The following is a 13,854-nucleotide window of genomic DNA, read 5'->3' on the forward strand; positions in this document are numbered from 1 at the left end:
ACGTGAGGATTTTGAACACTGCCCAGGTTCAAAATGGCAAGTAAAATAGCCTTAATGGGATAGGCTCTAAGACAGGAAAACCATGAAAAAGATTGATGCGATTATTAAACCTTTCAAACTGGATGACGTGCGCGAAGCGCTGGCCGAAGTCGGCATCACCGGGATGACGGTTACGGAAGTGAAGGGCTTTGGCCGTCAGAAAGGCCACACCGAGCTGTACCGCGGTGCGGAGTACATGGTGGATTTTCTGCCGAAAGTGAAAATCGAAATTGTGGTTACTGACGATATCGTTGATACCTGCGTGGATACCATTATCCGCACGGCGCAGACCGGTAAAATCGGTGACGGTAAAATCTTCGTCTTTGACGTCGCCCGCGTGATTCGTATTCGTACCGGGGAAGAAGACGACGAGGCAATCTAAGCCCGTCGTTCGTCCCGCCCGTACAGAGACCAGGCCGCTTCGCCGTCGGTGAAGCGGCTTGTTTCGTGTCAGGCCGCCAGCTGTTTCATCACCTGAATAAACGCCTGAGCGATAGACTCCTCTTTACGGTGATGGCCATCCTCGATCACCCAGCGCCCGCCGGTCATCACCGCGCGAATAGGGTTTGACGAGCAGGCAAAGAGCCAGCGGTTGAGCAGCATCCTGTCTTCTGCGCTGGCGATGAACGGATCCTCGCTATCCAGTACCAGAAGATCGGCCCGGTAGCCTACGCTTAGCTGGCCGATGTTCTGGCCCAGCGCTCTGGCGCCGCCGCGGAGCGCCCCTTGATACAGCACGTTACCGACGTGAGGCTCGCCCGGAACGGTAAGTCGGTTGCGGCGCTGGGCGACCAGGCGCTGCCCGTATTCGAACCAGCGTAAATCCTCGCTGACGCTGACGCTGATGTGGCTGTCCGAACCGATCCCCCAGACACCGTTATGCTCCAGATAGTGGGGGCCAGGGAACACGCCGTCGCCGAGATTGGCTTCGGTGGTCAGGCATAGGCCGGCCACCGCGCCGGAAGTGGCGATCTTCATCGTTTCCTGAGGCGTCAGATGGGTGGCGTGGACCAGACACCAGCGCGCATCCACCGGCAGATGGTTGTACAGCCACTCTACCGGGCGCTCGCCGGACCAGGCCAGGCAGTCATCCACCTCTTTTTGCTGTTCAGCGATATGAATATGAATCGGCTGCTGGCCAGGATGGCAGGCCAGAATAGTGCCGATCTGCTCCGGCGTAACGGCCCGCAAGGAGTGGAAACACAGGCCGGTACGCTGCATCGGCTCGCCGGCGAGGCGCGCGGTGAGCGACTCGTACATGGTCAGATAGCTGTCGCTGTCGTTGATAAAGCGGCGCTGACCGGCGGAAGGCGACTGCGCGCCAAACCCGGCGTAACTGTACAGCACGGGCAGCAGCGTCAGGCCGATGCCGGTATGTCTGGCTGCGCTGGCGATACGCAGCGCTAATTCTGTCCGCTCTTCATAAGGCGCGCCGCTGCTGCTGTGATGCAGATAGTGGAACTCGGCGACCGAGGTGTACCCGGCTTTGAGCATTTCGATGTACAGGTAGCTGGCGATGGTTTCCAGCTGTTCTGGCGTAATTTTATCTACCAGCCTGTACATCAGATCACGCCAGGTCCAGAAGCTATCCGACGGGTTTCCCGCCACCTCCGTTAACCCGGCCATCGCCCGCTGGAAGGCATGGGAGTGCAGGTTCGGCATACCCGGCACGACGACCCCTTTGATGCGCGTTGCCTGCGGATTCGGCGCCGCGTTCTTTTCCAGCGCGGTAATGATGCCTTCTTCGGATACGGTTATGCCGACATTATTTGCCCAGCCATCAGGCAACAGCGCTTTTTCTGCCAACCAGACTGCCATAGTATCACCCTGTTTTCAGCGTATTGTTAATGTATATACATGTACATATATATACATCTAATAGGTCATAGAGTAAACTGACAACGTCAGCATATGAGGAATGGTTAATGGCGCACAGTGACCTGTCAAATCCGGATTTCATGGATGAGTTACCTGAACATCCTGCCCCCTTTTATGAAAGGGTAAAGGCGATGATCAAAACCAAGATCCACAGCGGGGCGTGGCCCGTGAATTACCGTGTCCCTTCTGAAAGCGAACTGGTCAATCTGTTTGGCTATAGCCGGATGACGATTAACCGCGCGCTGCGGGAACTGACGGCGGAAGGACTGCTGGTGCGGATGCAGGGGGTCGGTACTTTTGTCGCCGAAATTCGCGGCCAGTCGGCGCTGCTGGACATTAACAATATCGCCGACGAGATAGCCAGCCGTGGTCATCGCCACCACGCCAGAGTCTTCAGGCTGACGGAAATCGAAGCCGATGCTCAGCAGGCGTTCAGTTTCGGCATGCAGCAGGGATGCGGTCTGTACCATTCGCTGATTTGCCATTATGAAAATGGCGTACCGGTGATGCTGGAAGACCGGCTGGTGAATATGCAGGTGGTGCCGGATTATCTGCAGCAGGATTTCACCCGCATCACGCCTAACGCCTACCTCTCCTCGATTGCGCCGATTGTTGAAGGCGAGCACGTGATTGAAGCGGTCAACGTCAGACGGGCCGAATGCGTCTACCTGGAAATCGATGAACATACGCCTTGTCTGCTGGTCAATCGTCGGACGTGGACCGGCCGCCAGGAGAAGAGAATCGTCACCAGCGTGCGCCTGGTCTATCCCGGCCCGCGTTACCGCCTGGAAGGGAGCATGCGCAAATGATTCGTCTGCTCCCCGCCCGGCAGTATACGGAAATGCCCTGGAAAAACGGCCAGGGCGTAACGCGCGAAGTGGCCCGCTATCCGCAAGAGGGGGAATACGACTGGCGTATTTCCCTGGCGACCATTCGCCAGCCTGGCCCGTTCTCCGCGTTTCCCGGCTACCTGCGCAATATCAGCGTGCTGGAAGGCGAGGGGATGTATCTGACGATCGATGGGCAGCGCAGCGCATTGATTGCGCCTTTCCAGGCGCTGCGATTTAACGGTGCGAGCGGCGTATCCTGTGAGATTGTCGGCGGGCCGCTGCTGGATTTTAATGTGATTTACCGGGAAGCCGCCCTCCGGGCGACGGTAAGCTGGTGCGGAGCGGGAACGTGGTCGCATCAGGGCGGACTGCGGGTGTTGTTTAATGCCGGGCCCACGTTGCGGGTGAACGCCGGCGATCGGCACTATTTACTGGAACATTACGACAGCCTGCTGGTGGATGAGGCGGTGACGCTGGTTATCGAGGACACTCCAGGCGCGCTTCTGGCCCGCATCGCTCTGCTTCCCCTTTAATCACGCCGCAGACTCCTTCCGCGGCGTGCTGTTGTTACTCCTCTTCGCACAATGCCAGTAGCATCGCACTGAGTTCGCCCTGATTAATCAGGGCGCGTAGCGCATGTATATCCGGGTAGAGTAGCGTATCTTTATCCCGGAACGGCACCGCCTGACGCACTCTCTCCAGCGTCGCCTCGCTGCCCACGGCGGCACGCAGCGGGCGATGGAACTCCAGCGCCTGGCAGGCGCACAGCAGCTCGATGGCGACGATATCCACCGCGTTCTCCACCGCTTTAAGCGCTTTACGCGCGGCGGCAACCCCCATGCTGACATGATCTTCCTGACCGGCGCAGGTGGATACCGTGTGGATACTGGCCGGGCCAGCCAGACTGCGGTTATCGCCCGCCAGCGCAGCGGCAACGTAAGGTGGGATCATCATCCCGGAATACCCCGAACCCGGCGAGACAAGAAAGGCCGGCAGCCCGCTGAGATGCGCGTTGGTGATGCGGTCGCAGCGGGCCTGAGAAGCGGTGCTCAACTGGGCAATGGCAACGGCCAGCGCATCCAGCGCCAGCGCCGTTGGCGCGCCGTGGCCATTGCCTCCGGGCATCACGATAAGCTGGTCTTCTTCAACCAGAAACAGCGGATTATCGGTCACCGAATTGAGTTCGGTGGTCATAATCTGCCGACAGTGGGCCAGCTGGTCGCGCACCGCACCGTGGATCTGGGGGATACAGCGTAAACTCAGCGCGTCCTGAACCCGGTGGTCGCGATAACGCTCCAGGATCTCGCTGCCTTTCAGCAGACGGCGCAGGTTTTGCGCGGTTTCCTGCTGCCCGGGATGAGGGCGCAGGGCGTGCAGGCGGGCATCGTAGCCGCGCGTGTTGCCCCGCATGGCCTCCAGTCCCATCCCGCCCGCCATATCGGCGACGGGAAGCAGGCGCTGGAAATCCGCCACGGCCAGGCAGCCTAGCGCGGTTATCTCATAGGTGCCGCCAACCAACGCATGACCCTCTCTGGGAGCGGGAGCATAGGGCGGGATACCCGCCCGTGTCAGCGCCTGTTGCGCCGGGAGCAGTTCTCCCTGATACCAGCATTTGCCTTCGCCGAAGACCGCAAGGCCGATATGGGCGGTGGCTATCAGGTAACCGACGGAGCCGCTGGCGGGTGACCACGGCGTCACCTGCCGGTTCAGCATCTCGGCGATACGCTGCGCCAGCGCCGGGGTGACGCCGCTGTATCCCTGCAACAGGGATTTTAACGTCACCGCCATCATGGCTCGTACTTCACGTACCGTCAGATCCGGCCCGACGCCACAGGCGTGGCTGCGCAGCATATTCAACTGCGTATCCGTCATCTTGTCCGGGGAAAGCCGGGTGGTGACCAGATCGCCAACGCCGGTCGTCAGCCCGTAGATCACCTGACCTTGTTCAATGGCGCGCTGAATACGGCTGCTGACCCGCGCCATATTATCCAGCGCGGCCTGCTCCAGCGCGATCGGCGCGCCGTCGGCAATCCGCACTATCTCATCCACAGTGCCTGGCGCCTGCCCGAGGGTAATGCTGCCGTTCAGGGTAGTTGTCATGTCGGTGACCTTATTGGCTAAATCCGTGTTTTACCAGCCACTGATGCGCGATATCGTCGATGCTGACGAATTCGGCAATTTGCTCGTTCATGTCGATCAGATCTTCCGTCGTTAGCTGGGCGGAGACTTTATTCAGGGTAGTGGTCACGGTGTCATTCAGCGCCGCGCTGGCGACGATGGGCACAATATTTTGCGCCGCGAACAGATGTTTGGTGTCTTCCAGCACCACAAGGCGATCTTTTTTGATTGCGGGCGAGGTTGAAAGCAGATCGGCTACCTGGACCTGGTTATTTTTCATAGCGCTGAGCGTCAGCGGTCCGCCGACGTCCAGCACTTTAAAGCTCTTAAAGTTCAGCCCGTACACTTCGCGCAGGCCGGAGAGCCCCTCATGGCGGGTTTTCCATTCCGCCGGGCCGCCCAGCACCAGTTGGCTGGCAACCGGCTGTAAATCGGCGATGGTTTTCAGTTTATATTTATCGGCGGTTTTCTGCGTCACGGCCAGAACGTCGATATCCTGAGCCTGGGAGATCTCCAGCATTTTGACCTTCTCTGGCAGCTTAGCGGCCAGCTCTCTGGCGACGTCCTGGCTGTCGTGGGCCTCATTTTTCGCATCCAGATAGCTCAACAGCGCGCCGCTGTATTCCGGGATTAGCGTGATGGAGCCGTCCAGCAGCGCCGGGATATACACCTCGCGGCTGCCGATATTGAGCTTTTTCTCCACCGGGATGTGTTGCGCTTCTAACGCTCCCGCATAAATGGTGCCCAGCAGCTGGCTTTCCGGGAAGTCCGCAGAACCGACAATGACTTTCGGGGCGGCCCAGGCCGATGAGGTCGCCGACAGCAGCAGAGCCGAACACAGCGTCAAAACACTTTTTTTCATATTCATCGTAAATACCCTTTTGATCGGTGGAGTGAGGTTATTGGTTTTTAATACGCCGGGTAATACCGGGTGAAACGACCATTTTTTGCGAGAAAGAGAACAAGCAGTCGATCAGTAAAGCCAGCAGCGCCACCAGCATGGCGCCGGCGGTCATCTGGCTGAAATCGTTCGCCGCGCGTCCGTCGATAATCAGACGTCCAAGTCCCCCCAGCGAGACATAGGCTGCGATGGTGGCGGTTGAAATAATCTGCAACGTGGCGCTGCGCACGCCGGAGAGGATCAGCGGAAGCGCGCAGGGCAACTCTACCTGTAGCAGGATCTGCAGCCGCGTCAGCCCCATGCCGCGAGCGGCATCAAGGACATAGGGATCGAGCGAGCGGATACCCGCATGCACGCCCAGGGCAATCGGCGGGAGCGCCAGCGCCACCAGCACCAGAATACAGGGCAGAATAAACGCCATATCGGACTCAAACTCGCCGGAAAGTAAAATCACCAGCAGAATAATCAGCCCAAATGAGGGCAGGGAGCGCAGGGCGTTGGTGGTACCGATGAGCAGCCCTTCCCCTTTGCCGGTATGGCCGGTGTAACAGCCGACGGGAAACGCGATGATAAAGGCGATCGCCAGCGCGACAACGCTATAGCTGATGTGCTGCGCCAGAAGGGGGAAAATGCCGCCCTCGCCAAACCAGTGGGTCGGATCCAGGAACCAGGTAAGCATAATTATCCTCTCTGAGGTTGCCAGCGGCTGAGTTGACGAGTGGCGTAAACCACCAGAATATCCAGCAGCAGCGCCAGAATGATGCTGAGTACGATCCCGGCGATGATCGGGGTCAGAAATTGCAGCTGGAAGCCCTGGGTAAACAGCGAGCCGAGCTGCGGCGCGCCGATCAACGCCGCGACGGAAACGATACTGACGTTAGACACCACGGCCACGCGCAGGCCGGAACCAATCACCGGCACGGCCAGCGGCAGGTCAATCTGGAAAAACTGCTGGGCGGGCTTATAGCCGAGCGCCGCCGCGGACTGACGGGTATCGGCCGATACGGAGTCCAGCCCGTCGCAGACGGTGCGAACCAGCAGCGCAAAGCTGTAGATGGTCAGAGCGACCACCACATTAATGGGGTCCAGTATCTGCGTGTGGAGCAGCGGGGGCAGCAGCACAAACAGCGCCAGGGACGGAATGGTATACAGCAGGCCAAACAGGTTAATGATCGCCGACTTGACCGATGGCAGGTTGTGAATGCCCCAGCCCACCGGGATCGCCAGAATTAACCCTATCACTACCGGCACAATCGAGAGATAGCTGTGCCAGAGAAGCAGGTTGAAGATTTTATCGCTCTGCGCCCATAGCCAATCGAATCTCATGCTCCCTCCTGACGCGTGGATTTACACATATCGAGTACCTGATCGAGGTGGATAGTCCCCTGCGGGATTTGCCGTTCATCGACGATCACGGCCCGGTGGTTGGGAGAACTCAGCGCAGCGTCCAGCAAATGGCGCAACGGGCTTCCCTGCTGGTGGAATGTCGCCCCCAGATTGATGTTGTCGAGCGTAATCGCCGTTGCCGGCTGATGGGTGTCGAACCAGCCAAACGCTTTGCCGTTTTGGGTAACCAACAGCCAGCGGTCGATGGCCATCTCTTTGGCCTGCTCGAAGGAACAGTCCAGCTCGGCATAGGGCTCGTTGCGTAACGCGGTTCCGGTGTTGGCGGAGTGGAAACTCAGTTTGCGATAGCCTCTGTCTTTGCCGATAAAGTCCGCCACAAAGGCGTTTTGCGGCGTATTGAGCAGTTTGCCTGGGGAGGCCATCTGCGCCAGTTTGCCGCCGGGTTTGAGTACCGCGACCAGATCGCCGAGCTTCATCGCCTCATCAATATCGTGAGTGACCATAATGATGGTTTTGCTCACCTCTTTCTGAATACGCAAAAACTCTTCCTGCAGCTGTTCGCGAACCACCGGGTCGACCGCGCTGAACGGTTCGTCCATCAACATAAACTCCGGGTCGGCCGCCAGGGCGCGGGCGACGCCCACGCGCTGCTGCTGGCCTCCGGAAAGCTGCCAGGGAAAGCGTTTGGCGATTTGCGGATCCAGACCGACGACTTCCAGCAATTCCCCGGCTCTGGCTCTGGCTTTACTTTTGGCGGCGCCGTTGAGAATCGCGGTGGTGGCAATATTATCGATAATGTTTTTGTGGGGAAATAAACCAGCGTTTTGAATGACATAGCCAATACGGCGGCGCAGTTGCACGATATCCATTTGCTCGGTGGCTTCGCCGTTAAGCAGGATTCGGCCCGATGACGGCTCCACTAAGCGGTTGATCATCCGCAATGAGGTGGTTTTTCCACAGCCCGAAGGGCCGACAAATACCGTAATTTTGCCTCCCGGCGCTACCAGGCTAAGGCCGTCTACTACGACCGAACCGTTGCCGTAGTGCTTAGTCACATTCTGGAAGGTAATCATCTTCACGCCTCTGATTGTTGTGTGTTGTGTTCCCGTATGCAGGGGAATCATGCGACAAATGCTGCTATGTATAATCTTGTATGTACAACTAGCAAAACTTGTGCCATTACCAGGGGTTGCTGCAAACGAATGACTATTTGGTCATTTAAAACAACTATTTAGTTATTTATAGTGCTTTCTGGTCGCGCAATTTTTAGCGAGGTGAGAGGTCATGGCGGGGTCGAAAATGCATTGATGTTATCTTTTTGTGATGTTTTGTTGCACAAAAATAATGCGTTGAGGCATGTTTTTGCACCATTATGGCTCATCATCATGGTGTGATCCGCGAGGTCGTGCGCAGCATATTTTTATTTTTTTTATCTTAATTAATTGAATTTATTTAATTTTATAAATTAATTGCTAACCTGGCATCCAATATGCTTATCATGTATATACAATTAAAGTGTCAATCACAAATTTAACAGTCAAGTAACATGAATCAGGCAACGGATAAGAAGGTGAAGCGCATGAGTAAACAAGCAACCCGTTTTCGCGATGTTGAAATCAGAGCCCCGCGAGGCACTAAGCTGAACGCAAAAAGTTGGTTCACAGAGGCGCCGCTGCGCATGCTGATGAACAACCTGGATCCCGATGTCGCCGAAAATCCCAAAGAGCTGGTGGTGTACGGCGGTATTGGCCGGGCGGCGCGCAACTGGGAATGCTACGACAAGATCGTTGAGACCCTGAAGCAGCTCAATGATGATGAAACGCTGTTGATCCAGTCCGGTAAACCGGTGGGGGTTTTCAAAACCCACGACAACGCCCCACGGGTGCTGATCGCCAACTCGAACCTCGTGCCGCACTGGGCAAACTGGGAGCACTTCAACGAGCTTGATGCAAAAGGTCTGGCGATGTACGGGCAAATGACGGCCGGCTCATGGATCTACATCGGCAGTCAGGGCATTGTTCAGGGCACTTACGAAACGTTTGTGGAAGCCGGGCGCCAGCACTATAACGGTAGCTTGCGCGGACGCTGGGTGCTGACCGCGGGTCTGGGGGGCATGGGCGGCGCTCAGCCGCTGGCCGCAACCCTGGCGGGAGCCTGTTCGCTGAATATTGAATGCCAGCAGTCGCGTATCGACTTCCGTCTGCGTACCCGCTATGTCGATGAGCAGGCCAGCGATCTGGATGACGCCCTGGCCCGCATCGCCCGCTATACCGCAAAAGGAGAAGCGGTATCCATCGCGCTGCATGGCAACGCGGCGGAAATTTTACCGGAGCTGGTAAGACGCGGCGTGCGCCCGGACATGGTGACCGACCAGACCAGCGCACACGATCCCCTTAACGGCTATCTGCCGCTGGGCATGAGCTGGGAAGACTACCGCGCTCGCGCGCAGTCCCACCCGGTGGAGACGATCCACGCGGCGAAAGCCTCAATGGCTGAACACGTTAAAGCCATGCTCGCCTTCCAGCAGCAGGGCATTCCCACCTTCGATTACGGCAACAACATCCGCCAGATGGCGAAAGAGATGGGGGTGGAAAACGCGTTTGACTTCCCAGGCTTTGTTCCCGCCTATATTCGTCCGCTGTTCTGCCGGGGGATTGGCCCGTTCCGCTGGGCGGCGCTTTCCGGCGATCCGGAGGATATCTACCGCACCGATGCGAAAGTCAAAGAGCTGATCCCCGACGACGAACACCTCCACCACTGGCTGGATATGGCCAGAGAGCGCATCAGCTTCCAGGGGCTGCCGGCCCGCATCTGCTGGGTCGGCCTGGGGCAGCGCGCCCGTCTGGGCCTGGCGTTTAACGAAATGGTCCGCAGCGGCGAGCTGTCGGCGCCGGTAGTGATCGGCCGCGATCATCTTGACTCCGGCTCCGTTGCCAGCCCTAACCGCGAAACCGAAGCGATGCAGGACGGCTCCGACGCGGTGTCCGACTGGCCGTTGCTGAACGCGCTGCTGAATACCGCCAGTGGCGCGACCTGGGTTTCTCTGCACCATGGCGGCGGCGTAGGGATGGGCTTCTCCCAGCACTCCGGCGTGGTCATTGTCTGCGACGGCAGCGATGCAGCGGCGGAACGCATCGCCCGGGTGCTGAGCAACGACCCGGCCACCGGCGTGATGCGCCATGCGGATGCGGGTTACGACATCGCGATTGAATGCGCCAGAGAGCAAGGACTCAACCTGCCAATGATTGCGGATTAATTTCTCCGGCGAAGGGGGCAATGTATCCCCTTCGCCCTGACCGGAGTGCTGCCATGAATAACAACACCACATACATCGAAACACGCTCTATTGAGCCCATCCCTGACAGTGAACGCCACGGTAGCATTTTTAGCCAGTTCACCCTGTGGCTGGGGGCTAACCTGCAAATCACCGCCATGGTCACCGGCGCCTTAACTATTGTATTCGGCGGGGATGTTTTCTGGTCGCTGGCCGGTCTGATGCTGGGACAGATTGCTGGCGGGATTGTGATGGCATTGCACGCCGCGCAAGGGCCGCAGTTAGGGATACCGCAGATGATCAGCAGTAGGGTGCAGTTCGGCGTCTACGGCGCCTGCCTGCCGATTCTGCTGGTCTGCCTGATGTACCTTGGCTTTATCGCCACCGGGGCGGTGCTGTCCGGTCAGGCGATTTCGGCGGTTTTCCATACCACGGAAACCAGCGGCATTCTGCTTTTTGCTGCCGCCACGCTGGTTATCGCTTATGTCGGCTATCGCTTGATCCACCTGTTGGGTAAGCTGGCGAGCGTGGTGGGGATTATCGCGTTTCTCTATCTGCTGTGGAAAATCAGCTCTTTTCCGGCTATTGGCGAGCTGCTGAGTGTCCGGCCCTTTAGCTGGAGCACGTTTTTAACCGCCACCGGCCTTGCGGCCTCCTGGCAGATCACCTTTGGCCCCTATGTTGCCGATTATTCCCGCTATCTGCCGCGCAGCACCTCTCCCGGGAAGGTCTTTTTCGCCGTCGGGAGCGGTTCGGTCATTGGCGCGCAAATCGCCATGACCGTCGGGGTGCTGGCTGCCGCGCTCTCTCAGGGAAAACTGGTCGGTCATGAGGTGGACTATATCGTCGGCCTCGGCGGCACCGGCGCAATAGCCACGCTGCTCTATCTGAGCATCGCGTTTGGTAAACTGACTATCAATACCCTGAATGCCTACGGTAGCCTGATGTGCCTGGCGACGGTATACAGTTGCGGGAAGCAGCGAGTGCGCGTGAGCCAGTCGGTGCGTCTGCTGGTGCTGGCGGTGATTATTACCCTGGCGACCGGTATCGCAATTATTGGGCAGCACTCTTTCCTGTCGGCGTTTAAATCCTTCCTGCTATTCCTGTTGACTTTCTTTACACCGTGGAGCGCGATTAACCTGGTGGATTACTATTTCTTTAATCACCAGGCGATAGACATGGAGGCGCTGAACGATCCGAACGGGAAATACCGGGCGTGGAACGTGACGGGGATCGGGGTTTATCTCGTCGGAGTGGCGGTACAGACGCCGTTTATTGATAGTGGATTCTATTCCGGCCCGTTCGTGAAGATGCTGGGCGGTATCGATATCTCCTGGCTCATCGGACTGGCGCTTCCGGCGGCGCTCTACTATGTCCTGCGCAAAGCGCAGTCCGCAGCGGCGGCCGGCGCCGCCATCAGTCGTTAAAGGAGAACGCCATGTATACCCTTTGGCACCACTGCCGGATTGCCACCATGGCCGCGGGTCATTATCAGTTGCTTGACGATGGCGCGATGCTGACCGACGGCGCAGCGCTGTTATGGGTCGGCAAGCGGGCGGAACTGCCGGACCTACCCGTCGCGCAGCGGGTGGATTTGCAGGGCCGGGTGGTCACGCCGGGGCTGGTGGATTGTCATAGCCACGCGGTGTTTGGCGGCGACCGGGCCCGGGAATTTGAAATGCGTCTTAACGGGGCGAGCTATGCGGAGATCGCGGCCGCCGGCGGCGGTATCGCCAGTACGGTCAACGCCACGCGACAGGCCAGCGAAAGCCAGTTACTGGAGAGCGCGAGGCAGCGTATCGGGGCGTTGTGCCGGGACGGCGTAACGGCGCTGGAAATTAAATCCGGCTACGGCCTGGATCTGGCTAACGAACGTAAAATGCTGCGGGTGATCCGCCGTTTAGGCGACATATTGCCGCTGACCGTGCGCAGTACCTGTCTGGCGGCCCATGCGGTGCCCGTCGAGTATCAGGATCGGGCAGATGCCTGGATTGACTCTATTTGCGAACAACTGCTGCCGGACCTGCATCAGGAAGGGTTGGTGGATGCGGTGGATGCGTTCTGCGAACACCTGGCGTTTTCGCCCTCGCAGGTGGAACGGGTCTTTCAGAAGGCCCGGGAGCTGGGGCTGCCAGTGAAGCTCCATGCCGAGCAGTTGACGCGACAGCATGGGGCGGCGTTGGCCGCTCGCTACCACGCGCTGTCGGCGGACCATCTGGAATATTTGTGCGAAGAAGATATCGCCGCGATGGCTCGCCATGGGACGGTGGCGGTACTGCTGCCGGGTGCCTATTACTTCCTGCGTGAGAAACAGCTACCGCCGCTGGATCTGCTGCGCCAGTACCGGGTGCCGATTGCCCTCGCCAGCGATTTAAATCCCGGCACCTCGCCGGTATTGTCCCTGCGCCTGATGATGAATATGGCCTGTACGCTGTTTCGCATGACGCCGGAAGAGGCGTTGGCTGGGGTGACGCTTAACGGCGCGAAGGCGCTGGGGCTGGATGCGGTTTGCGGTTCTCTGGAAGCCGGAAAAGAGGCCAGCTTTGTGGCGTGGGATATTGCCCATCCGGCGGAGCTGAGCTACTGGCTGGGGGGCTCCCTTTCGAAACAGGTGATTTATCAAGGTAAGGAGGTTTATTGTGATTAAGGCGTTTGATTTGCGGCAGGGGAACCTGCCGCTGCTGGTCAGTATGCCCCATCCGGGAACGTTATTAACCCCCGAAGTCGCCCAGGGACTCACGCCGAGGGCGAAACGTCTGGAAGATACCGACTGGCATATTCCTGTGCTCTATCAGACCATCGCCGACATGGGGGCCAGCACGCTATGCGCCTGTTATTCCCGCTATGTGGTGGATATCAATCGCCCGGCCGATGATAAACCGCTTTATAGCACGGCGACGACCGGACTGTTTACCGATATCTTTTTTGACGGCGAAGCCCTGTTTGTGCCGGGCGGCGCGCCTGACGCGGCGGCGAGAGAGGTTATCTTAAAACACGTCTGGCAGCCTTATCACCAGGCGCTGGCCGCTGAACTGGCGCGCCTGCGTGAGAAATTTGGCTATGCGCTGTTGTGGGATGCGCACTCGATTAAATCCGTGGTGCCGCGCTTGTTCGAAGGGCGCCTGCCGGATCTGAACTTCGGTACGGCGGACGGCGCCAGCTGTTCGACGCAGCTCAGTCAGGCGCTGCTGACAGGCTGCGAGGCGTTCCCGCAGTACAGCCGGATACTTAACGGCCGCTTTAAAGGCGGATATATCACCCGCCACTACGGCGATCCCGCGAACCATATTCATGCGGTACAGCTGGAAATGGCTCAGTGCAGCTATATGGATGAAGAGAGCTTTGCCTATCTTCCGGAGAAAGCGCAGCAGGCGCAGCAGTTGCTGGAGCGGTTGATTAATACCGCGTTGCAGTGGGGACGAGAGCAGTATGGCGCTCCCTGAACGTGGCTGAACCACTCCCGATCG

At 58.4% G+C, this 13,854-nt stretch carries 13 protein-coding genes; 7 read left to right on the top strand and 6 right to left on the bottom strand.

Features of this window, described 5'->3' with window-relative positions; genetic code table 11:
* Positions 1 to 82 precede the first annotated feature (82 nt).
* Positions 83 to 421, top strand: a complete 339-nt coding sequence (gene glnB / locus Electrica_RS05975) for a nitrogen regulatory protein P-II (RefSeq protein WP_041146740.1) — start codon at positions 83 to 85, stop codon at positions 419 to 421.
* Between the two features lie 68 nt (positions 422 to 489).
* Here glnB and Electrica_RS05980 read toward each other — a convergent pair whose 3' ends face one another.
* Positions 490 to 1,857, bottom strand: coding sequence for a formimidoylglutamate deiminase (locus Electrica_RS05980; protein WP_131048748.1), 1,368 nt, complete (start codon positions 1,855 to 1,857; stop codon positions 490 to 492).
* A gap of 107 nt (positions 1,858 to 1,964) precedes the next feature.
* Between Electrica_RS05980 and hutC the strand changes: the two genes are divergently transcribed.
* A complete protein-coding gene (gene hutC, locus Electrica_RS05985) occupies positions 1,965 to 2,726 on the top strand; it encodes a histidine utilization repressor (protein WP_100683353.1) in 762 nt (253 codons plus the stop codon).
* Positions 2,723 to 3,280, top strand: coding sequence for a HutD/Ves family protein (locus tag Electrica_RS05990; RefSeq protein ID WP_141963892.1), 558 nt, complete (start codon positions 2,723 to 2,725; stop codon positions 3,278 to 3,280). Before hutC ends, Electrica_RS05990 begins: the two co-directional genes overlap by 4 nt.
* Before the next feature lie 34 nt (positions 3,281 to 3,314).
* Here Electrica_RS05990 and Electrica_RS05995 read toward each other — a convergent pair whose 3' ends face one another.
* The 5 genes from Electrica_RS05995 to Electrica_RS06015 are packed head-to-tail and all read right to left on the bottom strand — an operon-like array spanning position 3,315 to position 8,186.
* On the bottom strand, positions 3,315 to 4,847 hold the full coding sequence (locus Electrica_RS05995) for an HAL/PAL/TAL family ammonia-lyase (protein ID WP_141963894.1): 1,533 nt from the start codon (positions 4,845 to 4,847) through the stop codon (positions 3,315 to 3,317).
* Between the two features lie 10 nt (positions 4,848 to 4,857).
* Positions 4,858 to 5,733, bottom strand: coding sequence for an ABC transporter substrate-binding protein (locus Electrica_RS06000; RefSeq protein WP_141963896.1), 876 nt, complete (start codon positions 5,731 to 5,733; stop codon positions 4,858 to 4,860).
* A 31-nt stretch (positions 5,734 to 5,764) separates the two neighbouring features.
* Complete coding sequence (locus tag Electrica_RS06005) at positions 5,765 to 6,445, bottom strand: ABC transporter permease (protein WP_141963898.1); 681 nt, start codon at positions 6,443 to 6,445, stop codon at positions 5,765 to 5,767.
* A 2-nt stretch (positions 6,446 to 6,447) separates the two neighbouring features.
* Positions 6,448 to 7,092 carry an ABC transporter permease gene (locus Electrica_RS06010; RefSeq protein ID WP_131048752.1) on the bottom strand — a complete coding sequence of 215 codons (645 nt, stop codon included), beginning with the start codon at positions 7,090 to 7,092 and terminating at the stop codon, positions 6,448 to 6,450.
* Positions 7,089 to 8,186: an ABC transporter ATP-binding protein gene (locus Electrica_RS06015; protein WP_100683347.1), complete on the bottom strand. Its 1,098-nt coding sequence runs from the start codon at positions 8,184 to 8,186 to the stop codon at positions 7,089 to 7,091. The genes Electrica_RS06010 and Electrica_RS06015 overlap by 4 nt, the downstream gene beginning before the upstream one ends.
* 506 nt (positions 8,187 to 8,692) lie before the next feature.
* Between Electrica_RS06015 and hutU the strand changes: the two genes are divergently transcribed.
* From hutU to hutG, 4 genes are read left to right on the top strand one after another with little or no spacing between them, the layout of a single operon-like run.
* Complete coding sequence (gene hutU / locus Electrica_RS06020; RefSeq protein ID WP_100683346.1) at positions 8,693 to 10,369, top strand: urocanate hydratase; 1,677 nt, start codon at positions 8,693 to 8,695, stop codon at positions 10,367 to 10,369.
* A gap of 53 nt (positions 10,370 to 10,422) precedes the next feature.
* Positions 10,423 to 11,814 (top strand): purine-cytosine permease family protein, encoded by a 1,392-nt coding sequence (locus Electrica_RS06025; RefSeq protein WP_131048753.1) that lies wholly within the window; start codon positions 10,423 to 10,425, stop codon positions 11,812 to 11,814.
* An 11-nt stretch (positions 11,815 to 11,825) separates the two neighbouring features.
* The gene (hutI, locus tag Electrica_RS06030) at positions 11,826 to 13,034 is read left to right on the top strand and encodes an imidazolonepropionase (protein WP_131048754.1); all 1,209 of its coding nucleotides are present in this window, start codon (positions 11,826 to 11,828) and stop codon (positions 13,032 to 13,034) included.
* Complete coding sequence (hutG, locus tag Electrica_RS06035) at positions 13,027 to 13,830, top strand: N-formylglutamate deformylase (RefSeq protein WP_141963900.1); 804 nt, start codon at positions 13,027 to 13,029, stop codon at positions 13,828 to 13,830. Before hutI ends, hutG begins: the two co-directional genes overlap by 8 nt.
* Positions 13,831 to 13,854: the final 24 nt, after the last annotated feature.

This window comes from Klebsiella electrica (assembly GCF_006711645.1).
GTDB classification, from domain to species: Bacteria; Pseudomonadota; Gammaproteobacteria; order Enterobacterales; family Enterobacteriaceae; genus Klebsiella; species Klebsiella electrica.

Coding starts and splice junctions, on each gene's coding strand:
- glnB (WP_041146740.1), top strand. CDS start 83: ATGAAAAAGATTGATGCGATTATTAAACCTTTCAAACTGGATGACGTG.
- Electrica_RS05980 (WP_131048748.1), bottom strand. CDS start 1,857: ATGGCAGTCTGGTTGGCAGAAAAAGCGCTGTTGCCTGATGGCTGGGCA.
- hutC (WP_100683353.1), top strand. CDS start 1,965: ATGGCGCACAGTGACCTGTCAAATCCGGATTTCATGGATGAGTTACCT.
- Electrica_RS05990 (WP_141963892.1), top strand. CDS start 2,723: ATGATTCGTCTGCTCCCCGCCCGGCAGTATACGGAAATGCCCTGGAAA.
- Electrica_RS05995 (WP_141963894.1), bottom strand. CDS start 4,847: ATGACAACTACCCTGAACGGCAGCATTACCCTCGGGCAGGCGCCAGGC.
- Electrica_RS06000 (WP_141963896.1), bottom strand. CDS start 5,733: ATGAATATGAAAAAAAGTGTTTTGACGCTGTGTTCGGCTCTGCTGCTG.
- Electrica_RS06005 (WP_141963898.1), bottom strand. CDS start 6,445: ATGCTTACCTGGTTCCTGGATCCGACCCACTGGTTTGGCGAGGGCGGC.
- Electrica_RS06010 (WP_131048752.1), bottom strand. CDS start 7,092: ATGAGATTCGATTGGCTATGGGCGCAGAGCGATAAAATCTTCAACCTG.
- Electrica_RS06015 (WP_100683347.1), bottom strand. CDS start 8,186: ATGATTACCTTCCAGAATGTGACTAAGCACTACGGCAACGGTTCGGTC.
- hutU (WP_100683346.1), top strand. CDS start 8,693: ATGAGTAAACAAGCAACCCGTTTTCGCGATGTTGAAATCAGAGCCCCG.
- Electrica_RS06025 (WP_131048753.1), top strand. CDS start 10,423: ATGAATAACAACACCACATACATCGAAACACGCTCTATTGAGCCCATC.
- hutI (WP_131048754.1), top strand. CDS start 11,826: ATGTATACCCTTTGGCACCACTGCCGGATTGCCACCATGGCCGCGGGT.